The sequence below is a fragment of the Salipiger pentaromativorans genome (assembly GCF_024721115.1).
GTDB lineage: Bacteria > Pseudomonadota > Alphaproteobacteria > Rhodobacterales > Rhodobacteraceae > Salipiger > Salipiger pentaromativorans.
The window spans coordinates 170,050-192,441 of the sequence record NZ_JAMDHK010000001.1; the positions used below are offsets into that span (position 1 = coordinate 170,050).

General features: G+C 67.4%; 19 protein-coding genes. 4 read left to right on the plus strand and 15 right to left on the minus strand.

Features of this window, described 5'->3' with window-relative positions:
• Window positions 1-270: 270 nt before the first annotated feature.
• The 6 genes from M4578_RS00770 to M4578_RS00795 form a co-directional block, all read right to left on the minus strand.
• Window positions 271-939 carry a cysteine hydrolase family protein gene (locus M4578_RS00770; protein ID WP_258091526.1) on the minus strand — a complete coding sequence of 223 codons (669 nt, stop codon included), beginning with the start codon at window positions 937-939 and terminating at the stop codon, window positions 271-273.
• Between the two features lie 62 nt (window positions 940-1,001).
• Entirely contained in the window at window positions 1,002-1,781 is a 780-nt protein-coding gene (gene fabG, locus M4578_RS00775) for a 3-oxoacyl-ACP reductase FabG (RefSeq protein WP_258091527.1), read from the minus strand.
• A gap of 22 nt (window positions 1,782-1,803) precedes the next feature.
• Window positions 1,804-2,610, minus strand: a complete 807-nt coding sequence (locus M4578_RS00780) for an ABC transporter permease (RefSeq protein ID WP_258091528.1) — start codon at window positions 2,608-2,610, stop codon at window positions 1,804-1,806.
• Window positions 2,610-3,461: an ABC transporter permease gene (locus M4578_RS00785; RefSeq protein ID WP_258091529.1), complete on the minus strand. Its 852-nt coding sequence runs from the start codon at window positions 3,459-3,461 to the stop codon at window positions 2,610-2,612. The genes M4578_RS00780 and M4578_RS00785 overlap by 1 nt, the downstream gene beginning before the upstream one ends.
• Window positions 3,448-4,518, minus strand: coding sequence for an ABC transporter ATP-binding protein (locus M4578_RS00790; RefSeq protein WP_258091530.1), 1,071 nt, complete (start codon window positions 4,516-4,518; stop codon window positions 3,448-3,450). The genes M4578_RS00785 and M4578_RS00790 overlap by 14 nt, the downstream gene beginning before the upstream one ends.
• An 80-nt stretch (window positions 4,519-4,598) precedes the next feature.
• Window positions 4,599-5,729 carry an ABC transporter substrate-binding protein gene (locus M4578_RS00795; protein WP_258091531.1) on the minus strand — a complete coding sequence of 377 codons (1,131 nt, stop codon included), beginning with the start codon at window positions 5,727-5,729 and terminating at the stop codon, window positions 4,599-4,601.
• Window positions 5,730-5,935: 206 nt separating this feature from the next.
• Between M4578_RS00795 and M4578_RS00800 the strand changes: the two genes are divergently transcribed.
• Together M4578_RS00800 and M4578_RS00805 are read left to right on the plus strand one after the other, a co-directional pair.
• Window positions 5,936-6,937: a phosphotransferase enzyme family protein gene (locus tag M4578_RS00800; protein WP_258091532.1), complete on the plus strand. Its 1,002-nt coding sequence runs from the start codon at window positions 5,936-5,938 to the stop codon at window positions 6,935-6,937.
• Window positions 6,934-8,244: an aspartate aminotransferase family protein gene (locus M4578_RS00805; RefSeq protein WP_258091533.1), complete on the plus strand. Its 1,311-nt coding sequence runs from the start codon at window positions 6,934-6,936 to the stop codon at window positions 8,242-8,244. Before M4578_RS00800 ends, M4578_RS00805 begins: the two co-directional genes overlap by 4 nt.
• A 45-nt stretch (window positions 8,245-8,289) precedes the next feature.
• Here the strand turns inward: M4578_RS00805 and M4578_RS00810 are convergent, their stop codons facing one another.
• The 3 genes from M4578_RS00810 to M4578_RS00820 form a co-directional block, all read right to left on the minus strand.
• The gene (locus tag M4578_RS00810) at window positions 8,290-9,057 is read right to left on the minus strand and encodes a DeoR/GlpR family DNA-binding transcription regulator (RefSeq protein ID WP_258091534.1); all 768 of its coding nucleotides are present in this window, start codon (window positions 9,055-9,057) and stop codon (window positions 8,290-8,292) included.
• A 111-nt stretch (window positions 9,058-9,168) separates the two neighbouring features.
• On the minus strand, window positions 9,169-10,824 hold the full coding sequence (locus M4578_RS00815; RefSeq protein WP_258091535.1) for a hypothetical protein: 1,656 nt from the start codon (window positions 10,822-10,824) through the stop codon (window positions 9,169-9,171).
• 156 nt (window positions 10,825-10,980) lie between these two features.
• Window positions 10,981-11,805, minus strand: a complete 825-nt coding sequence (locus M4578_RS00820; RefSeq protein ID WP_258091536.1) for a transglycosylase SLT domain-containing protein — start codon at window positions 11,803-11,805, stop codon at window positions 10,981-10,983.
• Window positions 11,806-12,023: 218 nt separating this feature from the next.
• Here M4578_RS00820 and M4578_RS00825 point away from each other — a divergent pair, with 218 nt between their 5' ends.
• Both M4578_RS00825 and gatB read left to right on the plus strand, forming a co-directional pair.
• Window positions 12,024-13,346 (plus strand): hypothetical protein, encoded by a 1,323-nt coding sequence (locus M4578_RS00825; protein WP_258091537.1) that lies wholly within the window; start codon window positions 12,024-12,026, stop codon window positions 13,344-13,346.
• Window positions 13,334-14,848 (plus strand): Asp-tRNA(Asn)/Glu-tRNA(Gln) amidotransferase subunit GatB, encoded by a 1,515-nt coding sequence (gene gatB, locus M4578_RS00830; protein WP_258091538.1) that lies wholly within the window; start codon window positions 13,334-13,336, stop codon window positions 14,846-14,848. Before M4578_RS00825 ends, gatB begins: the two co-directional genes overlap by 13 nt.
• 202 nt (window positions 14,849-15,050) lie before the next feature.
• Here gatB and M4578_RS00835 read toward each other — a convergent pair whose 3' ends face one another.
• The 6 genes from M4578_RS00835 to M4578_RS00860 form a co-directional block, all read right to left on the minus strand.
• Window positions 15,051-16,334, minus strand: a complete 1,284-nt coding sequence (locus M4578_RS00835) for a DEAD/DEAH box helicase (RefSeq protein WP_258091539.1) — start codon at window positions 16,332-16,334, stop codon at window positions 15,051-15,053.
• Window positions 16,335-16,608: 274 nt separating this feature from the next.
• Complete coding sequence (locus M4578_RS00840; protein ID WP_258091540.1) at window positions 16,609-17,997, minus strand: amidase family protein; 1,389 nt, start codon at window positions 17,995-17,997, stop codon at window positions 16,609-16,611.
• A gap of 24 nt (window positions 17,998-18,021) precedes the next feature.
• Window positions 18,022-18,921 (minus strand): 2-hydroxyacid dehydrogenase, encoded by a 900-nt coding sequence (locus M4578_RS00845; protein WP_258091541.1) that lies wholly within the window; start codon window positions 18,919-18,921, stop codon window positions 18,022-18,024.
• Between the two features lie 3 nt (window positions 18,922-18,924).
• Complete coding sequence (locus M4578_RS00850) at window positions 18,925-20,538, minus strand: ABC transporter ATP-binding protein (RefSeq protein WP_258091542.1); 1,614 nt, start codon at window positions 20,536-20,538, stop codon at window positions 18,925-18,927.
• The gene (locus tag M4578_RS00855; protein WP_258091543.1) at window positions 20,535-21,368 is read right to left on the minus strand and encodes an ABC transporter permease; all 834 of its coding nucleotides are present in this window, start codon (window positions 21,366-21,368) and stop codon (window positions 20,535-20,537) included. The genes M4578_RS00850 and M4578_RS00855 overlap by 4 nt, the downstream gene beginning before the upstream one ends.
• A gap of 3 nt (window positions 21,369-21,371) precedes the next feature.
• Window positions 21,372-22,349 carry an ABC transporter permease gene (locus M4578_RS00860; protein ID WP_258091544.1) on the minus strand — a complete coding sequence of 326 codons (978 nt, stop codon included), beginning with the start codon at window positions 22,347-22,349 and terminating at the stop codon, window positions 21,372-21,374.
• Window positions 22,350-22,392: the final 43 nt, after the last annotated feature.

Genomic DNA, 22,392 nt, shown 5'->3' on the forward strand with positions numbered 1-22,392 from the left:
CCACCTCTTTGAACCGATGAGTTCAGATTTTGCGGCGTCCGGCAAACGCAATGCCTGGATCGTCGCCAACGCGCGCCTCGATCCCGGACAGGAGCCCATCAGAGCGGGCCTCTCCGGCTCCCCTGGTAACGCCTGTGCCGCATGGGCCGCGCGTCGGGGATCGCCACGACCACATTCTTGGCCCTAGACACAATGATAGGCGGGCGGGCATCGAATGCGCAGGGCGCCGAACGGGGCCCGCCCCCTAACCGGCCATGCGTCTGCGGCACCTCACCCCAGAAACCCCCGCACCTCGGCGCTGCTCGCCACATGGCAATAAATCATATTGATGATCCGCAGCTCCGCCTCGTGCAGCTCCATCGTCGCTGCCGCGCAGCAATCCTCGACCACCACCACGCCAAAGCTCTCGTCCGCCAGCGAGCGCACCGTGGAGGAAATGCACTGGTCGGTGAAAATCCCCGCCACGATCACATCGCGGATGCCCATATTGTGCAGGATCATCCGCAGATTGGTGCCGGTCAGCGCCGAATCCGTGGTCTTCGTCACCACAATCTCGTCGCCCACCGGGCCGACCGTATCGACGATCTGGCTGTCCGGGCGGTCCTTGGGCAGCAGCAGATAGTTGAAACCCGGCTTCTTCTGCGACAGCGACCGGTCGCGCCCGTCCTCTTTCTGGCAGGCGATGCGCGCATGGATCACCTCGATGCCATTCGCCCGCGCCCAAGCCTGCAGCGCCGCCGTGTTCGGGATCACCGTGCCCTGCATCCGCTCGAAGAACGGCGCCCAGCGCGCGGCCTCTGCCGGGTCGTCCGGCAGCTCCAGATAGGTGTTCTGGATGTCGATCACCAGAAGCGCCGTCTTCGGCGCCTCCAGAACGATGTCCTCGGGCTCTTCGGCGGTCTCGTAGTAAAACGAGCGCCAGGCGGTCTTCCAGCTCATGCGATCTTCCTTTCCGTCTCCCGCGCACGCCCGATGCCAGACCCGGCGCGCACGGGCGCTGCTCAGATCTCTTCGATCGCCTCGAGACTTTCGGGCAGGATCTGCCCGCCGTCCACCACGATCTGCTGGCCGGTGATATAGCCCGCCTCGTCGCTGGCGAAGAACAGCGCGGCATTGCCGATGTCCTCCACCGCGCCCAGCCGCTTGAGCGGGATCGAGGCGGCCATGGTCTTGAGATACTCCTCGCCCAGATCCTGCAGACCCTCGGTATAGATATTGCCCGGCATCACCGCGTTGATCGTGGTGCCGTAGCGCGACAGCTCCATTGCCGCGGTCTTGAGGAACCCGAGCTGACCCGATTTCGACGCGCCGTAATGCGCCCAGCCCGGGAAGCCCGTTACCGGCCCGGTGATCGACGAGGTCAGCACCACGCGGCCTTTGCCGGCCTTCTCGAAATACGGGATGCAGGCCTTCACGCAGAGAAAGCTGCTCTTGAGATTGGTGGACATGACCGTGTCCCAGTCGTCGGGCGACATATCCACCAGCTTCACCTGCGGGAAGATCCCCGCATTGGCGCAGAGGATGTCCACCCCGCCAAAGGCGTCGGCGGTCGCGGCGACCATCTCCTGCACGCTGTCCCAGTCGGCCACATCGGTCAGATGATAGGCGGCGGTCCCGCCTGCCGCCTCGATCTCGGCCACGGCGGCCTTGGCCGCCTCTTCGCCGCGCGCCGCGATCATCACCTTGGCGCCCTGTTTGGCAAAGACCATGGCGATGCCCTTGCCGATCCCCTTGGACCCGCCGGTGACGATCACCGATTTCCCGGCAATGGATGTAAGCATGAGTGTTTCTCCCAGTGTTTTCTTATGAGACGCGCGCCGCGCGGGCGCGCTTGAAGATCCAGGCGGCGGTCAGGCCGACCGCCAGCAGCACGGCCGAGGTGCAGACCGTCAGGATTCCCACCGTCGGCACCAGCGGCGAGTACCCCGCCACCATCTTGGCATAGAGCCATTCGGGCAGCGTGCTGTCGGCTCCGGTGGTGAACAGCGACAGCGGGAAATTGCCCCAGCTCAGCAGGAAGGCAAAAAGCCCCGCCGAGACCACGCCCGGCATCAGCAGCGGGATGGTCACCTCGCGCAGCGTGTCCCAGGTGCTGGCGCCCATGTCGCGCGCGGCCTCTTCCAGCGCCGGATCGAAGCTGTAGGCGCGGATCGAGATCACCAGCGTGGCGATGGGCGCGATCCAGACCAGATGCGCGATGACGGCGGTCTTCCACGACGGCACCACGCCCAGCGTGTTGAACCACATGAGCAGCGCCAGCCCCAGCACCGTCTGCGGAAAGAAGATCGGCAGCAGGATGAGCTTTTGATAGGTCTTGCGGAAGCGCCAGGAATAGCGCGCGAAGGCGAGCGCGCCCAGAAAGCCGATCACCATCGAGACGACGGTCACGATCCCCGCCACCTTGAGCGAGATGACCAGCAGGTCGCGCACCGTGTCCGAGGCCAGCGCCTCGCCATACCAGTCATAGGAATAGCGCCGGATCGGAAAGCTGAGGTAGCGCGCCTTGGAGATCGAGGCGAGCCCGACCGAGACCAGCGGCACGTAGAGAAAGGCGAGGATCAGGCAGCCATAGGCCACCAGCGCCCATGCGGCGAAACGCGAGGTCTTCATCAGCGCCTCCCCATCATGCGGTCGAGGTCGGCCTTGCCGATGCCCCAGATCGCGATGCCGCCGACGATGGCGATCAGCACCATGGCCAGCGCCGCGCCCAGCGGCCAGTTCTGGCCGTAGGTGAAGGCGGTCTCGACCTCTTCGGCGATGACGATCACCGCCTGCCCGCCCAGCAATTTGGTCTCGGCGATGGCGCCGGCGGCCAGCACGAAGGTCAGCAGGCTGCCGACGAGAATACCCGGCATGGCCAGCGGCAGCTCGATCTCCCTGAGGATCTGCCAGCGCGTGGCGCCCAGATCATAGGCCGCCTGCCGCGCATCGTCGGGCACCATGGCGATGCCCTGCGCCAGCGGGAACAGCATGAAGGGCAGATAGACGTAGCAGAGGCCGAAGACGATGATCGGCACGTTATAGAGCAGCCCGTCAAAACCCGCGCCGGTCCAGTGGCGCACATAGCCCTCGATCAGCCCGCCCTTCATCAGCGTCAGCACCCAGCCGAACAGCCGGATGTTCTCGGACACGAACAGCGTCATCACCACACCGATGGTCAGCACCAGCGAGAAGCGGCCGAACACCTTGGCCATGCCATAGGCCAGCGGCCAGCAGATCACGAAGAGGATCGCCGTTGCCGCCAGCGCCATGCCCAGAGACCACATCACCGATTTCCAGTACCCCTGCGTGAGCACCGTGTAATAGGCGCTGAAATCCGGCAGGTTGGCGAGCGAGAACACCTTGGCGGGCATGGTGGAAAACGCCGCGACCAGCAGGATCGGCGCAAGAAAGGCGAGCGCCAGGAAAACGCCCAGCGGCAGCGCGTAAAGCGCGCCGAGCTGGCGGTCACGCCGCTGCATCTTGCACCTCTTGCGCGATGAGATGACAGGCCGAGGCCGGGCAGCCCAGCGTCACCGGCGTGCCCGGGCCGCCGGACACCGCGTTCTCGCGCAGCACCTCGACGATCACCGGCGCCGCGCCGTCGCGCGCGACGGTATATTGCACGCGCGAGCCCAGCAGATATTCCGCCTCGATCACCCCGTCGAAGGCGATCTCCGCCCCCTGCCCCGGCGCCAGGACCGAGAGGCTCTCGGGCCGCACCATCAGCGCGCCGCTCTGTCCGCCATAGAGCGCTGTCGCCTCGGGGCCGAAGCGCAGGCCCGGCACCGCGCCGCCGGTCATGTCGAACAGGTTCACCTCGCCCATGAACTCCGCCACGAAGCGCGAGACCGGGCGGGCATAGATCTCTTCCGCGGGGGCGATCTGTTCGAAATGACCCGCCTTCATGATGGCGATCCGGTCGGACATCACCATCGCCTCCTCGAGCGAATGGGTGATGTAGATAAAGGTCTTGCCGGTGCGCTGGTGCAGATCCTTCAGCTCTTTCTCGAGCGTCTTGCGCAGCCGGTAGTCGAGCGCCGAAAGCGGCTCGTCGAAAAACAGGATCTCGGGATCGAAGGCCAGCGCGCGCGCCAGCGCCACGCGCTGCCGCTCGCCGCCGGAACATTCGTCGATACGCTTGTCGTAGTAATGCGCAGGCAGGCGCAGCAGCTCGAGCAGCTCCAGCGCGCGGGCCTTGCGTTTCGCCGCCGGCACCTTGCGCAGTTTCAGCGGGAACTCGATGTTCTGCCCGACCGAGCGGTGCGGGAACAGCGCCAGCGACTGGAACACCATGCAGGTGGGGCGCTTGTTGGCCGGCACCTCGTCGATGCGCCGGTCGCGCAGCCAGATCGACCCGTCGGTGGGCTCGTCCATGCCCACCAGCAGCCGGATGAGCGTGGTCTTGCCGCTGCCCGAGGGGCCGACGATGGCCAGGAACTCGCCGTCGCGGACGTTAAGATTGATGCCGTGCAGCGCGGTGAAATCGTCGAACCGCTTGGTCAGCGCGTTGATGCGCAGGATCGGCATGTCGCTCATGGGGCCTCTTGGTCTTGTCGTTGTGAAACCGGAAGGCCCCGCGCATCCGAAAGCTGCGCGGGACCCCAGGGACAGCGCGCTTAGGACCGGCGCGCAGCGGTGTAGAGTTCCATGAGCTTGTCGTAATCGGCGACCACGTCATACTCCACGGAATTGGCCATTTCCTCTTCCAGCGTGTCCCACTGGATGGCGTCGAGCTCGTCGGCATCCCACAGCTTGAACACCTCCGGGTCGCCCATCTGCGCCACCGGGTTATAGGTGCCCTCGGCAAAGCCCACGGCCTTGCAGATCTCGGGCTTCTGCACGAATTCCAGGAAATCCTCGGCCAGCGGCGAGCCCTGCGGGTTGTTGACCACCGAGGTCAGCTCGATCCAGACCACGCCGCCCTTGCCGCCGATGGGGCCGGATTTCGGCGTGACCGCACGCACATTGGTCAGCCCGTCCAGACGCGCTGGCGAGGCGGTATAGGTGCCGCCGGTGAAATAGGCGTCGATCTCGCCGTTGATCAGCGCGGTGTTCATCGCGACCAGATCGTCGGTCATCAGCTTGGCGCCCTTGAACAGCGTCTTGGCCACCTCGTCGAACTCGGCGAACCCCGCCTCGTCCAGCGGCTCGAACGGGTTCAGATCGCCCGTCAGGCACATGTGGATGAGGTTCCAGTTGTCATAGGTCAGGATGCCGTAGCGCCCCGCCATCGCCGGATCGAGGAAGATCTTCCAGCCCTCGTCCTCGGCCATCTCCTTGGAGATCTTGTCGGTGTTCACCACAAAGGAGAACGGGCCATAGCGCTGCGGCATGCCGATCAGCTCGCCCTCGGGCGAGAAGGCCAGCGGATAGGCGGGATCGGAGAACTCCGGCGCCATCTTTTCGAAATAGGGCAGGAAGCGCTCTTTGTTCAGCGGCTTGATCAGCCCTTCGGGCAAAAGCTGGCCACGCGCCCAGGGCTGGTTGAGGTTGATGAGATCCCAGACATTGACCTCGCCGGCGCGCAGCTTGTTGATCATGTCGGGATCGGAGGTGCCGCTTTCGGCGCGCACCGTGGCGCCCGGGTGCAGGTCGCGGAACGGGCCCAGCACATCGTCGGTGTTGTAGCCTTCCCAGCACAGGATGTTCAGCTCGGTCTCGCGCGCGGCACGGGCGGCGCGCGGCAGAAGCGACGTGGCACCGGCGGCGCCGAGACCGGCGGTGAAGGCGCGGCGTGTCAGATTCATGGCGGTATCCTCTCTGCATGTGCCGGCCGGCCTCCCGGCCCGGCCGTGGCCGCGTTGATCCGCGGCCCGGTTTGTATCGAGATGCGCGATTTGCGACATCTGATCCAAGTGAATCCGTCTAATGTTGAGATGAGCAAGCAAAAATGTTGCAAGACAAAGATTTTCTGCTTAGCTGAATGTGGGATGCAAAAGAAAAGGGCAGGCCGATGTCAGGATTGTACGACGAGGGTTTCGTAGAGCGGCTGCGGCGCGGCGCCGAGGGGCTTTCCGCGGAATGGGATCTGGGCCCGGAGGCCCGGATTCGCCTGCTGACCCTGTCCGAGAACGCGACCTTCATCGCCGAGGATCCGGCGCGCGACACGCCGCTGATCCTGCGGGTGCACCGCCCGGACTATCACAGCAAGGCCGAGATCGAATCGGAGCTGGCCTGGATCAACGCGCTGCGCGACAGCGGCGCAGTCGATACGCCCGAACCCCTGCTGGTGCGCAACGGCACGCATATCGCCTCGTTCGAGGATGCCGGACAGACCCGCCATGTGGTGGGCTTCTCCTTCATGTCGGGGAAAGAGCCCGACGCCGACGCCAGCCTCGTGCCCGGCTTCGAGATGCTGGGGGCGATCTCGGCGCGGCTGCACGGCCATGTGCGCAGCTGGACGCCGCCGGCGGGCTTTGTCCGCAAGACATGGAATTTCGAGACGGCCTTCGGCCCCGCCCCGCTCTGGGGCGACTGGCGCGCGGCGCTGGGGCTGACCCCGGCGCAGAAAGAGGTGCTCGAGCGGCTCTGCACGGTCCTGGAGGCCAAGCTCGCCGCCTATGGCGCGGGGGCCGACCGGTTCGGGCTGGTGCACGCGGACCTGCGGCTTGCCAATCTGCTGGTCGAGGGCGACCGGCTGGGGGTGATCGACTTCGACGATTGCGGCTTCTCCTGGTTCATCTACGATTTCGCTGCGGCGATCTCCTTCCTGGAAACCGATCCCATCGTGCCGGCGCTGCAAGAGGCGTGGATCAAGGGCTATCGCTCGGTGGCACCGCTCTCGGACGAGCATGTGGCGATGATCCCCACCTTCATCCTGTTCCGCCGGCTGCTGCTGACGGCCTGGATCGCCAGCCATGCCGAGACCGAGACCGCCGCCATGGCGGGGCATGCCGCCTATACCGAAGGCACGGTAGCACTGGCCGAGGCCTATCTGGCGGAGCACGGCGCATGACCCAGATCCGGCAGATCCTCGAGATGAACGCCTTCGACATCCGCAAGGGCGGCGCGGGCCCGGTGGGGCGGCGGCTGGCCAATCTCGGCGCCGCTTCGGTGCTGTTCTACCGCGAGCCGATCGAGATGGTCTCGGCCAGCGGCGCCTGGATGGTGGCGAAGGACGGCACGCGCTATCTGGATTTCTACAACAACGTGCCCTCGGTCGGGCATTCGCACCCGACCGTGGTTGCGGCGGTCACGCAGCAGATCGGCACGCTGAACACCAATATGCGCTATCTGGTCGAGGTGGTGGACCGCTATCTCGAGGCGCTGAAGGCGAAGCTGCCGGCGGATCTGTCGAATGTGGTGCTGACCTGCTCGGGCAGCGAGGCTAACGATCTGGCGATGCGCGTGGCGCGGCGGGCGACCGGCGGCACCGGGTTCATCGTCACCGAGACCGCGTATCACGGCAACACCGCGCTGGTGACCGATGCCTCGCCCTCGGCGCTGAAACGCGGCTCTCTGCCCGATTTCGTGGTCACCGTGCCCGCGCCGGGCAGCGCCGCCTATGGCGCGGACATCGCGGGCGGCTTTGCCCGCGCCGTCGAGGCGGCGATGGCCGAACTCAAGCGGCGCGGCCTGAAACCCGCCGCGCTGCTGGCGGATTCGATCTTTTCCTCCGATGGCATCTTCGCCGATCCTCCGGGCTTCCTGCTGCCTGCGGTGCAGGCCGTGCAGGCGGCGGGCGGGCTTTACATCGCCGATGAGGTGCAGCCCGGCTTCGCCCGCTCCGGCACCGCCTTCTGGGGCTTCGAGCGCCACGGCATCGCACCGGACATCGTCACCATGGGCAAGCCCATGGGCAACGGCTTTCCGATGGCGGGCATGGCGGCGCGGCCGGATCACCTTGCCGCCTTCTGCCAGGACGTGGGCTATTTCAACACGTTCGGCGGCAATCCGGTGGCGGCGGCGGCGGGGCTCGCGGTGTTGCAGGTGATCGAGGAGGAAGGTCTTCAGGAAAACGCCCGCGTGGTGGGCGCGCATCTCAAGGCCGGGCTGGAAGAGGTCGCCGCGAACGCCCCGCAGGTGGCCGAGGTGCGCGGCTCGGGGCTGTTCATCGGCGTCGATCTCTGCGCGCCGGACGCCCCGGAGCGCCCGGATGCGGAAGTCACCGTCAAGGTCATCGACGCGATGCGCAATGCAGGCGTGCTGATCGGGGCCGCCGGGCGCTATGGCGCCACGCTCAAGGTGCGGCCGCCGCTCTGCCTGACCCGCGCCGAGGCCGACCGGTTCATCGAGGCCTTTGCCGGCGCGGTGGCGCTCTGAAGCCATCCGGCGGCGGGGACCGGACCAAAGGTCCCTGCCCCGGCGCTACATCCGCGCCAGCCGCAGATCCACACCGCCCGTCTTCAGCGCCCGTTGCAGCGGGCCCTGCGGACGGGCGTCGCTGACCAGCACGTCGATCTCGCCCCAGTCGGCATAGCGCGCCGTGGCGATGCGGTCGAATTTCGAATGATCCGCCACCACCATGTGCCGCGCGCTCTGCCGCAGCATCGTGGCATAGACGTCGCCCGCCTCCATCAGCGCATCCGAGGGGCCCAGCGGCGACATGGCGCTGGCGCCGGTGACCGACCAGTCCGCCGAGTAATCCGACAGGAAGCGCACGGTCTGCGCGCCATGCAGCGCGCCCTCGCCCGAATGGTAGAGCCCCGGCGCCATGACCACCTGAATCGTCGGATTGAACGACAGCGCCGTGGCCACGCTGAAACTATGCGCGATCACTGTGACATTGTTCATCTCGAAGGCGACGCGCTTGGCAAGCTGCGTCGTCGTCGCCCCAGACCCGATCATGATCACCCGCGCGCCCACCAGCAGCGGCGCCGCCGCGCGTCCGATGGCGGCGCGTTCCTCGACCAGCTCCTTGTGGCGCTCCGACAGCACCGGCTCGACCGGCTGGCGCAGCATGGCCCCGCCATAGGTGCGGCTGATCAGCCCCTGTGCCGCCAGCTCCTCGAGATCGCGGCGGATGGTTTCGGTGGTCACCTCCAGCGCCTCCGAAAGCCGCCCCACCCGCATCGTCGGATTGATCGACAACTGATCCAGTATCGCCTTCTGGCGCTTGTCCTTTTTGCGCGACATGCCGCCCTCTGCCCCGGAAGGCGCCCGCCACGGGCACCCTCTCCGTCCCTCAATCCAAACCAGAGCCCCCGGCGGCATTCAAGCCCTAGGGCCCGTTGCCGCCCGCCGGGGTCAGAAACTGCCGATCTTGCAGAAGCAGGAGGATTTCACCGGCACATCGGTCCGGCCCCGCGCGATCTCGAGCCGCTGGCCGATGACCCCGGCCTCGGCATCGCGGCCCAGCCGCGTCAGGCAGTCGTGATAGCCGTGCAGACTCCAGATATTGTCCGGGTGCTGCACCGCCCGCGACAGCGTGTCGTCCAGCCCCAGATCGGCGCGGTAGACCGCCGCCGAATCCTCGACCCGGCCCTGTTCCAGCAGCAGCGCCGCCAGCGCGTGCCGCGTGGGCTGCATCCAGCCCCAGGGCTCGTCATAGGGCAGCGCATCGTCCAGCGCGACCGAGGCCCGCAGATGCGCGAAGGCCAGATCGTAGTTCTCCTTGCGGTATTCCAGCTCGCCCAGCATCATCTCTTTCGCCACCGCCAGAATATCGCGGCAGGTGTTGTTGAAGAGGAACCGGCTGGCCGGCACCCGCGCATAGGCGGCAAGGAACAGCTCGGCCTCGACCTCGGCCTGCTGCACCCGTCCCGTGGCGGCATAGGCCACCGCCTTGGCATAATGGATCATCGCCGTGGTGACGCAGAACAGCTCCGGGTCCGCCGGCAATTCCTGCGCGACGATCTCCTCCCATTTGCCGAAGCGGATATAGACGTGCTGCTTGATCGGCACGAAACTTTCCAGCCAATCCGCCATTGGCGGGCTGTCGATGCGCAACAGCTCCTCGGGCAGCGTCGCGATCATCTCCTCGGCGGTCTCGATGGCCGGCTTGTACTGGCCGAGGAACATCGCCCCGTAGATCTTGAAGTGGTAATCGTGGCAGCGGTAGAGCGAGTAGAAATTCAGCGCCCCCTCGCGGTCGAGATATTTGCGATCCGCCGCAATCGCCGCCTCGTTGGAGCTGACCACCCGCTCGTAATGCCCGCACAGCACGTCGATATGCGTGGGCATATGGCACAGATGCCCGGCATCGGGCACCAGATGGCGCAGCGCGTCACCCATGCGCAGCGCGCGTTCGGGATGCGGCGACATCTCCATCAGGTGGATATACATGTGCAGGATGCCCGGATGCCGCCAGGCGGCCTCCTTGTCCAGCGCGCGCTCCAGCACCTCGATGGCCTCGGCGGTGCTGGCGCCCTCGGCAATCGCGCCGGTCTGGAGATCCCAGAGCGCCCAGGGCGTGCGGTTCATGATGGATTCCGCAAAGATCGCCGCGACGTCGAGGTCGCAATGATATGTGCGGTGCACCTCGCGCATGGCATCGGCGAAAGTGTCGTTCCAAACGCAGAACCGTTCGGCCGCGGGCGGGGTGCGGGTCTGGTAGCGGGTCGCCACGGCGCGGATCAGCGCCGCCTCGGCGGGCGAGGCGCCCGCGATCTTGTCCAGCCCCGCCTGCGCATGGTCATAGGCGCGGGCCAGAGAGGCGGTCATGTCGGCGTCGTCGAACGCCTCCCAGGGCTTGTTGTAATTGCAGCCCGAGGCATAGGCGGCGCCCCAATGCGCAATGGCCAGACCGGGATCGGCGACCAGCGCCTTTTCGAAACAGGCCACCGCCTCGTCGTGATTGTAACCGTAGCACCAGACCAGACCCCGGTCGAACCAGCGCTGCGCCTCGGCGGACTCCGTCGAGACCGTCCGGCTGTAGCCGCCCAGATCGTAATAGCCGTCCATTCCCTGTCCCCTGCTGCTGGCGCGTCTTCCGCTGACCCGCAGTCTAGGCGGCGCCGCGCCGAAGGTCGCGCAAAAGCACAGGCTCAACGCGCGCCAAACGCCCGGATGATCACGCAGCAGGCACTGGCACGGTCCGTCCGCCGCAGCCCCTCCGGCTCAGCGGGCGCGCAGGAGCTTTTGTTCGGATGTCATGCCCGAGGTGGCGATGATGCCATCGCCCTTGCGCAGCACCGTGCCATCGACCGTGCGGGCGACGACCCCGTCGGTGGCCGGCACCTGCGGGCGGGTCTGGCCGGCCGTCGCCATCAGCGCCGGCTGGCCCCAGGCATCGGGCCGCGCGATCGGGCGCAGCGACCGCGGCAGGCCGGCGCAATAGGGCTGCGCGCGCGTCCAGGCGATCATGTCCTGACGTTTCTTGCTGGAGTGGAACGGGCCCCAGTCGGCCGCCACGCCGCGCATGTTGCGGCTGACCACCCCGTCGCGCGCCACGGTCTTGGCCATGATGCGCAGGCCGCAGGACAGGTTCAGGCGCGGATCCTTGAGCGCCGCGCCGCTGCGCGCCTCGCAGCCATAGAGCCGCGCGGTGGAGGGCAGGATCTGGAGCAGCCCGTACCACAGCCCGCCGCCGCCGACGGCTGTGGGACGGTAGGTGCTTTCATGCTTGGCCAGCGCCGAGACCAGCCCGAGCCAGAACGCTTCGCGATCGGCACGCCCGGCGCTCGGATAGGCGGGGCACCAGGTGGCGATGTCGTCGGGCACGGTTTCGGGCAGGTGGCTGGCATGGCTGCGCAACGCGGTGAGCACCGCAAGCGACCAGGACTTGCGGCCGCCGTCGCTGCCCCAGCGCGCCTCGGGGATCGCCATGCGGCGGGCCTGCGGGCGCAGGGACTCGTAAACCGCCCGCACCGATTGGGTCGGCGGAAGCGGGACCGGGTCGGACCAGGCGACGGTTGCGGACAGCAACAGGGCGAGAATACTCAAGAAACGCGGCAGCATGGCCGGGACGTTTGGCATATTGCGCCCCGCGGGTAAAGCGCGGGGCTCCGGCCGCTGCGGCGCGGCGCGACACATATGGTTTTCCGCAACCGTTAACCCTTTGGAATCCAATACGGCAGCGGTCGGGCGCGGATGGGCGGAATGCCGCCGCTTCTTCCCCCTCTCGCCCTCAATGCGCCCGAATCCATCGCCATGATCGGCGCATGCTGATGACCGCCAAGCTCCCCTCCGTCCGTCTGCTCTCGGCCCTGCGGCGCCCGGCCGCGCGGCCCCGCGCGGTCAGGGCGGCGGACCCCGCCTGCCCTGCCGGGATCACCCCGCCGCAGATCGAGATCCCGGTCCGCGACACCGCCCCCGACGCGGCGGACCGCGGCCGGCTGCGCACCCAGGGGCGCTTTCTTGCCCGTCAGGAGGATTGGGACACGCTCGCGCGCGGTCTGCACGAGGCCGACAGCCAGCGCGCCGCCACCACCGGCGGCACGCCGGTGGTCCGCCTGCTGGCCGAGGGCGCCCATTCGGACGCACTGGACAGCGCGCTGGCGGCGGTGACCCGCGACGATCCGACCGCCGCGCGCAGCATCCTCTTCGGATTGCGCGACGCCATCGACCGGGTCGATCGCGATCCCTGGCTCGCCTATACGCAGGCGCTGGCGCATCTGTCGGTGGCCCGCGCCTGGACCGCCCGCCCCGGCGCACCCACCCTCACCGCGCTGCGTCTCGACGCCCGCGCCCAGCATCTCGAAACCGCGCAGCGCCTGACCGCGCGCTTCGACCCGCTGGAATGCGACTCGCCCGCGCTGGCGGCGCTGCGCTGCGGGCTGCTCGAGCTCGACCCGCGCCCGGACCGCCGGGTCATCGACGATTACGAGGATCTGATCGACCTCGATCCCGCCTGTCCCGATCACATGCGCGCGCTCGGGCGCGACCTGACCCCCGCCCGGTTCGGTAGCTGGGACCGGCTCGACCGCGAGGCGCGGCGCACCGCCGGGCGCACGGCGGATCTCTGGGGCACCGGCGGCTATGTCTGGGTCTGGCTCGACGCGCTGGCGGGCGCCGATGGCGGCGGCTTTGCCCATGTCGATGCGGAGCTTTTCGCCGAGGGGCTGCACGATATTCTCCAGCGCCGCCCGGATCAGCATATGGTCAACCTGCTCGCCGCCTATTGCGGGCTGACGCTGTCGGGCGCCGCCGCGCCGGGCTCGGCCCGGGCGCGGATCGCCGGCTGTTTCGGCTGGATCGCGCAGGACCATCTGCGCGAGGTGCATCCCGATCTCTGGGCCCGGGCCCGCCCTCTCCCCGGTGGCGCCGATGGCGGCGACGCCCTGCGCCGGGGCCGCAGCCGCGCGCTCTCGGCCCTGGCGGAACATTTCGCGCATCACCTGCGGCGCGGCCGCAAGCTGCGCTTTACCGACCGGGGCGTCCTACTCGAGCCGACACCCTGTGCCTCCTGCACCCTTGCTCCCTGTGCCGCTCTGGCGTATCCCCGTCCCGAATTGCGAGACGAGGACACGCCATGCTTGACCTGAGCTTCGAGACCCCCAAACCCAAGGTCATTGCCGGGGCGAAATACGATTGGGAACTGGTGATCGGCATGGAGGTCCATGCCCAGGTCGCTTCCGAGGCGAAGCTCTTCTCGGGCGCCTCGACCAAGTTCGGCGCCGAGCCGAACAGCAACGTGTCCTTCGTGGATGCCGCCATGCCCGGCATGCTGCCCGTCATCAACGAGTTCTGCGTGGAACAGGCGGTGCGCACCGGTCTGGGGCTGAAGGCGCAGATCAATCTGAAATCGGCCTTCGACCGGAAGAACTATTTCTACCCGGATCTGCCGCAGGGCTATCAGATCTCGCAACTTTACCACCCGATCGTCGGCGAGGGCGAGGTGATCGTGGATATGGAGCCGGGGATTGCCCGCCTCGTGCGCATCGAGCGCATCCATATCGAGCAGGACGCGGGCAAGTCGATCCACGACATGGACCCGAACATGTCCTTCGTCGATCTCAACCGCACCGGCGTGGCGCTGATGGAAATCGTCTCGCGCCCCGACATTCGCGGCCCGGAAGAGGCCGCCGCCTATGTCGCGAAACTGCGCCAGATCCTGCGCTATCTCGGCACCTGCGACGGCAATATGCAGAACGGCAACCTGCGGGCGGATGTGAACGTCTCGGTCTGCCGTCCGGGCCAGTACGAGAAATATCAGGAAACGCAGGATTTCTCGCATCTCGGCACGCGCTGCGAGATCAAGAACATGAACTCCATGCGGTTCATCCAGCAGGCGATCGACTACGAGGCGCGCCGCCAGATCGCCATTCTGGAAGCGGGCGGCTCGGTGGATCAGGAAACCCGGCTCTACGATCCGGACAAGGGCGAGACGCGGTCGATGCGCTCCAAGGAAGAGGCGCATGATTACCGCTATTTCCCCGACCCCGACCTGCTGCCGCTGGAAATCGAGCAGGGCTGGGTGGATGATATCGCCGCCAACCTGCCCGAACTGCCGGATGCCAAGAAGGCGCGCTTCGTGGGCGATTTCGGCCTGTCGGAATATGACGCGGGCGTGCTGACCGCCGAGGTGGCGAATGCCGCCTATTTCGAAGCGGTCGCGGGCGAGGCAGGCGACGGCAAGCTGGCCGCCAACTGGGTGATCAACGAGCTCTTCGGGCGTCTCAAGAAGGAAGACCATGTCATCGAGGACAGCCCGGTGACCCCGGCACAACTCGCGGGCATCATCCGGCTGATCAAGTCGGACGCGATTTCCGGTAAGATCGCCAAGGATCTCTTCGAGATCGTCTATACCGAAGGCGGCGACCCGGAAGAGATCGTCGAAGCGCGCGGCATGAAGCAGGTGACCGACACCGGCGCCATTGAGACGGCGGTGGACGAGATCATCGCCGCCAATCCGGCGCAGGTCGAGAAGGCCAAGCAGAACCCCAAGCTCGCGGGCTGGTTCGTGGGTCAGGTGATGAAGGCCACCGGCGGCAAGGCCAACCCGAAGGCCGTGAACGAGCTGGTGGCGCAGAAGCTGGGGCTCTGATCCCCACGCAATCGCAAAACGGCAAAACGCCCGGGCGCCCCGACGCCCGGGCGTTTTCCGTTTCCATCCCCCGACCGGCGCCGGCAGGATCCGTTCCGCGAAACACGGCAAGATTTTTCGTCCGAAAAATCTTGCCGCTCGGCCTTCCCAAACGCGCCTCCCCAACACTCTTCGAACGAAGAGTGTTGGGCCCAGGCATCGCTCAGGCGGCGCGGCGGCGGGGCCGGCGCCCTCTGCCCGAGCCGCCGCCCGGCCGCGCCGATCCGCTCGGCTTGAACCCGCCCTTGCCCGGGCCGTTCCGGCGCGAACCGCCACCGCCCCGGCGGCGCCCCTGCCCCTCGTTGCCGTTCAGCGCCTCGGGCGCCTCGCCGCTCGCAACGGGGATCTCGATCTTCATCAGCTTCTGGATCTGACGCAGCAGATCCGCCTCGTCCGGCGCGCAGAAGGCAATCGCCTCGCCCTCGCGCCCGGCGCGCGCGGTGCGGCCGATGCGGTGCACATAGTTGTCGGGCACCTCGGGCAGATCATAGTTCACCACATAGGCCACGCCCGGAATGTCGATGCCGCGCGCCGCCACATCGGTGGCCACCAGCACGTTGATGTCGCCGTCGCGGAACGCCTTGATGGCGCGGTCGCGCTGGCCCTGGCTCTTGTTGCCGTGGATCGAGGCGGCGTTATAGCCGTCGGCCACAAGCCCTTTCATCAGCTTCTCGGCGCCGTGTTTGGTGCGGGCAAAGACCAGCGTCAGCGCCTCGGTATCCATCGACAGGATCTCGCGCAGCTTGTGCGGCTTCGCGGGCTTTTCCACGAAATGCACCGACTGGGTGATCTTGTCCGCCGCCTTGCCCGGCGGCGAGACCTGCACGCGGCGCGGGTTGTTGAGATAGGCCTGCGACAGCTCTTCCATCTGCTTGGGCATGGTGGCCGAGAACAGCATGGTCTGGCGCGGCGTGCCCAGCGCCGGCGCGATGCGGCGCAGCGCGTGGATGAAGCCCAGGTCGAGCATCTGGTCGGCCTCGTCCAGCACCAGATGGCGCACGGTCGACAGATCCACCGCCTTGCGGTCCATCAGGTCGATGAGACGACCGGGCGTGGCGATCAGAATGTCGGTGCCGCGCGACAGAAAGTTGATCTGGCGGTTGATCGACTGGCCGCCGACCACGGTGCCGACGCGGATCCTGGTGCCGTCGGTCAGCACACGCAGGTTGTCGGCGATCTGGTTGACCAGCTCGCGGGTGGGCGCCAGCACCAGCGCCTTGACGGTCTTCGGCGCGGGTTTGCCGGGCTGCGCCAGCAGGTGGTCAATCAGCGGCAGGCCAAAGGCCATGGTCTTGCCGGTGCCGGTCTGGGCGAGGCCCAGCACGTCATGGCCTTCGAGCGCCAGCGGAATGGCCTGGTTCTGGATCGGGGTGGGCTGGGTGAAGTTCAGGCGCTTCAGCGCCTCGGTCAGTGCCGGCGCGAGGCCGAGCATGTCGAAATCGAACAAGTGTTATCCTTTGTCGGACCGCAACCCCATTGGGCAGCGGCAAAGCGTGCCGCCCACCATATGTGGCGGGCCGGACAGGGTGCCGCGCGGCCTCTGGATGCGCGGGCGTCTCCCGTGCCATCCGGCCGTCGCGTTCAGAACCCTGCGTGATGGGGAACCGGAGGTTTCAACGCTGATGCGCCCATGCATATGGACATAGGGGCGCGGCTGGCTCACGCGGCAGCGCAGCGTCACCCTCGCATGTGGGGCTTTTGCGCCGTTCTGTCAAGCTTTCTCAGAGCGCGAGCGCCGGAAAGCCGAAACCGCGCTCCAGCAGCTCGCCCGCCTCAAGGCAGATGTCCTCGCGCCAGGGCGGCGCCACAAGCTGCACGCCCGAGGGCATGCCGTCGACCACGCCGGAGGCGATGGAGATGCCCGGCAGCGCCAGCAGCGGGATGGCGATCTGAGGCAGCTGCGACTCCCACAGGCGGGCCAGCACGGCGCTGCCCTCCAGATCCTCGTCCTGCCGGAAGGGCAGCTCCGCCGAGACCGGCATCAGCACCACGGGGTAGTCCTGGAGGAACCCGCGCCAGGCGCGGATCAGCGCCGAGCGGCGGGCGAAAATCTCGCCAAAGCGTTTCACGTCGATGGCGGCGGCGCGGTCGGCGTAATGCGTGAGCAGCGCCAGCGCGCCCGGATCGCCCTCCTGTTCCGCCAGCGCCATCTTGTCCGCATGGCCGTCGGACAGCCAGAGGTCGATCTGAAGATCGACCGCCTCGCGGATCTCGGGGATCTCGGTGGGTTCCTCGACCCCCCATCCGGCGGCGCGGAACATCGCCGCCGCCCGGTCGAGATCGTCGAGGATGCGCGGATCGGTGGCGATCCCGCCGGGGCGTTTGACCAGCGCCACGCGGCGGCGATACGCCGGGCCGGTGAGCGGCACGGGTGCTGTCCAGGGATCGTCGGGCGCATAGCCCGCCATCCCTTCGAGCCCCAGCCGCAGATCGTCGACCCGCCGCGCGATGGGACCGGAAACCGCCATGATCTGCGGCCCGATCCCCCGGTCGGGGCCGGAATGGTTGAACTGCGGGATCCGGCCCGGCGTCGGGCGCAGCCCCTGAATGCCGCAGGCATAGGCGGGATAGCGGATCGACCCGGCAATGTCCGATCCATGGGCGATATGGCCCAGCCCCGCCGCCGCCGCCGCCGCTGCACCACCGGACGAGCCCCCGGCGGTCAGCGCCGGATTGTGCGGGTTCTTCGTCTCGCCATGCATCTGGTTGGTGGTGAACCAGCGATAGGAAAAGGCGGGCGTGTTGGTGCGCCCGATCACGATGGCGTCTTTCTCGCGCATGTGGCGCAGGAACGGGTTGTCCTGCGGCGCGATCACATCCTTGAAGATCCGCGTGCCGTTGGTGGTGGCATAACCCTTCTGGTCCGACACAACCTTGACCGTCACCGGCACCCCGGCCAGCGCCCCCACCTGCTGCCCTGCCGCGATGCGGCGGTCCAGCGCATCGGCCTCGGCCAGCGCATCGGCGCCGCAGTCCTGCACGATGGCGTTGATCTGCGGATTGACCTTTGCCACCCGGTCGAGCGTGTCGCGGATCACAGAAGTGGCAGACAGCTCGCCGCGCCGGATGCGGGCCGAGAGTTCGCGGGCGGAAAGGGCGTTGAGGTCCATAAGTCAGATGCCTTTGATCATGGGTCAGCCGTCCGGCAGCGCGCGCAGCCGGTCACGGATGCCGCGCACAACGAAGACGGCCTCGGGAATGGAAGCCACATGCGGGGTGATCACCACCTTGGGGTGGGACCAGATCGGATCGTCGGCGGGCAGCGGCTCGGTCTCGAACACGTCGAGCGTGGCACCGCAAAGGCGCCCCGCGTCCAGCGCCGCCACCAGCGCCGTCTGGTCCACCTGCCCGCCCCGACCCATATGGATCAGCGCCGCGCCCTGCGGCAGCTTGCGCAGGAACTCCGCGTCGATGAGGCCCCGCGTCTCGTCGGTGAGCGGCAGCACGTTCACCAGCATGTCGCTTTGGGCCAGAAACGCGTCGAGCTGGCCTTCGGTATAATGGGTGACGCCCGGCTCCGGCGGCTGCGGCAGCGACCGGGAATAGCCCGAGACCGGATAGCCCAGCGCCATCAGGCCCTTTGCGATCGCCCGCCCCATATGGCCGAAGCCAAGAATGCCCACATGTTTGTGGCTGGGCGACAGCCCGCTCAGCTCCCGGCCCCAGTCCCGCGCGCGCTGCTGTTGCAGATATTGCGCCATGTGGCGGTGGTGCCAGTGGACGTGAAATGCCGCATATCCCGCCATCTGCAAGGCCTGGTCGTCATCCTCGACCCGGAAGACCGGCACGCCTTCGGGGCGCGACGGGCATGCCATGATCGCATCCGTTCCCGCCCCTGCGGAAAAGATCGCGCGCAGGTTGGGATAGGGGGCAAAGGCATCCGGCGACGGGCGGAAGGTGAAGACGAATGACACGTCCTCGGGCCGCTCGACCATCTCGGGCGTGACGACACGGATCTCCGGCGCCTCGGTTTCGAAATGCGGCCTGTAGCGGTTGAACATCTCGAACCCGGTATTCGTAATGACGCCGATCATGGGTCAGGCGGCTCCCTGTCTGTCCCAGCCGGCGCCGGGCACGGCAGCGAGAAGCTGGCGGGTATAGTCCTGTTTCGGCTCCAGAAAGATCTCGTGCACCGTGCCGATCTCCACCAGCTTGCCCTTCTGCATCACGGCGATGCGGTCGCAAAGCTGGGCGGCGACGCGCAGGTCGTGGGTGATGAAGAGGATCGACAGTTCCAGCTTTTCCCGCAGCGCGCGCAGAAGGTCCAGCACCTGTGCCTGAATCGACACGTCGAGCGCCGAGACCGCCTCGTCGGCGATGATCAGCTCCGGGTCCATGGCGAGCGCGCGGGCGATGCCGATGCGCTGGCGCTGGCCGCCGGAAAACTCGTGCGGGAAGCGGCTCGCCGCCTCGGCGCCGAGCCCCACGATCTCCAGCAGCTCGCGGGCGCGCGCCTCGGCCTCTTTGCGCGGGATGCCGCGCGTGATCGGCCCGTCGGTGATCGCCCCCATGATGCGCTGGCGCGGGTTGAGCGAGGCATAAGGGTCCTGAAACACCATCTGCACCTTGTGGCGCTGCTTGCGCAGCTCCTCGTCGCTGAGCGCCGCCAGATCGGTGCCGCCCACCAGCACCTGCCCGCCGTCGGGGGTGACCAGCCGCACCGCCGTGCGGCCCAGCGTGGATTTGCCCGAGCCGCTTTCGCCCACCAGCCCCAGCACCTCGCCGCGCGCCACGGTCAGCGAGACATCGTCCACCGCCCGCACCTCGCGCACCGGTTTGAAGAGCCCGCCGCCGGTGCGGTAGACCTTGCGCAGCCCCTTGATCTCGAGCGCCGGGGTGTCGCTGAGCTGCCGCGCCTGCGGCAGCGTGCCGGTGGGGATCGCGTCGAGCAGGCGCTTGGTGTACTCGTGCTGGGGATTGCCCAGAACATCGGCGGCAATACCGCGTTCGACCACCCTGCCCTCGCGCATGACGATCACCTGATCGGCGATCTCGGCCACCACGCCGAAATCATGGGTGATGAACATCACCGCCATGCCGCGTCTCTCGCGCAGGTCGAGGATCAGCTTCAGGATTTGCGCCTGGGTCGTCACGTCGAGCGCCGTGGTCGGCTCGTCGGCGATGAGCAGCTTCGGCTCCAGCGCCAGCGCCATGGCGATCATCGCCCGCTGCCGCTGGCCCCCAGACAGCTGGAAGGGATAGGCGCGGATGATCTTTTCCGGGTCGGGCAGCTGCACCTCGCGGATGAGCGCCAGCGCCTTCTCGCGCCGCTCGGACTGCGTGTAACGGTCATGCGCGGCAAAGACCTCGGCGATCTGCTCGCCGATGCGCATCAGCGGGTTGAGCGCGGTCATCGGCTCCTGAAAGATCATCGCGATGGAGGCGCCGCGCAGCGCCTGTTTCTCGGGCTCCGGCAGGCGGATCACGTCGCGCGCCTCGAACATCGCCCGGCCCGCCTTGACCGTCACACCCGGCGGCAAAAGCCCCATGAGCGCGTTGGCGGTCATGGATTTGCCGCTGCCGCTTTCGCCCACAACACAGAGGATCTCGCCCTTCTCGATGGACATGGTCACGTCTTCGACCGCAAAGGGCCGGTCGGCACCTTCCGGCAGACCGATGGTCAGATGCTCGATGGCAAGCGTCGTGCTCATGCCTTGCCCTTCCGCGACAGATGCGGGTTCAGCGCGTCGTTCAGCCCTTCGCCGATCAGGTTCAGCGCCAGCACCGTGATCACGATGGCGATGCCGGGAAAGAAGCTGAGCCACCAGCTCGACCGGATCACCGTGCGCGCGGCCCCGATCATGTAACCCCAGCTCATGGCGTTGGGATCGCCGAGGCCGAGGAAGCTGAGCGAGCTTTCCAGCAGGATCGCGGTGGCGACCATCAGCGAGGCCATGACGATGATCGGCGAAACCGTGTTGGGCAACACCTGCCGTACCAGGATGCGCGGTTTCGACAGCCCCGCCAGCGTGGCGGCATCGACGAATTCGCGCTTGCGCACCGACATGACCTCGGCCCGCACCAGCCGCGCCACCGGCGGCCAGCTCACGATGGCGATGGCCAGCGTGATCGAGGCCAGCGTCGGTTCGAAGATCGCCACCAGCACGATGGCCAGCGCAAAATTGGGGATGGTCTGGAAGAACTCGGTGAAGCGCATGGCGCCCTCGTCGACATAGCCGCCGTAGAAGCCTGCGAGCGCCCCCAGCGGCACGCCGATCAGCAACGCCACCAGCGTCGAGACCAGCCCCACCAGCAGCGACACCCGTGCGCCATAGGCGAGCTGCGAGGCCACGTCGCGGCCCAGCGTGTCGGTGCCGAGCGGCAGCCCGTCCATCGAGAAGGGCGGCAGGAAGGGCCGCTGCACCATCTGCCAGGGGGAATGGGCGAACAGCAGCGGCGCGAAGATGGCGATGAGGATCACGGCGAGCAGCAGCAGCACGCCCACCATGGCTCCGATATTGGATCTGAAACGGTTCCACATGGCTCAGACCTTCGCTCCGATCCGCGGATCGACGATGCGATAAACGATGTCGGTCACGATGTTGAAAAGGATCACCATGGCGGCAGAGACGAGGAACACCCCGAGAATGGTGTTGTAATCGCGCGCGGCGAGGCTTTCGAACATCAGCCGCCCGATGCCCGGCCAGGCAAAGACCGTCTCGGTCAGCACCGCGCCGCCCACGAGCTGGCCAGCCTGAAGCCCGGCCAGCGTGACCACCGGCAGGATCGCGTTGCGCAGGATGTGGCGGCGGCGGATGACCGCGCCCGAGAGGCCCTTGGCCTTGGCGGTCTTGACGAAATCGGCGGTCGAGACCTCCAGCATCGAGGCCCGCGTCATGCGCATGTAGACCGCCATGAAGAACAGCCCCAGCGTCAGCGCCGGCAGGATCAGGTGTTTGAGAATGTCCCAGGCGCGCGCGAACCCGCCATAGCCCGCCCCCACGGTCTCGTAACCGAAACCGGGCAGCCAGCCGAGCCAGACCGAGAACACCAGCACCGCCATCAGCGCCAGCCAGTAAAGCGGCGTGGCGTAGAACAGCAGCGCCAGCGTGGTCAGCAGCGAGTCCGAGACCTTGCCCACCCGTGCGGCGGCGGCCACGCCCAGCGCGATGCCCGCGCTCAGCGAGATGACGAAGGCGGTCAGGGTCAGCAGCAGCGTTGCGGGCAGCCGCTCGGCGATAAGGTCGATCACCGGCGCGCCCTGACGGAAGGAATAGCCCAGATCGAGCTGCACGATCCCGGCGATATATTTCCCGAGCTGCACGTAGAGCGGCTGGTCGAGGCCGAAGCGTTCGCGCAGTTGCGCGATCATCTGCTCGTCGGCGGCCCCCGCCTCGCCCGCCAGCACCACCGCAGGGTCGCCCGGCGCGGCATGCAGCAGGAAGAAGTTCAGCACGGCGATGGCCAAGAGCGTGAGCCCGGCCTTGACCAGACGTGTGAGGATAGCGGCGAGAACGGACATGCCGGTCGCTTTCTCCGTGTCAGAGGGGAACGGGGGCCGGGGC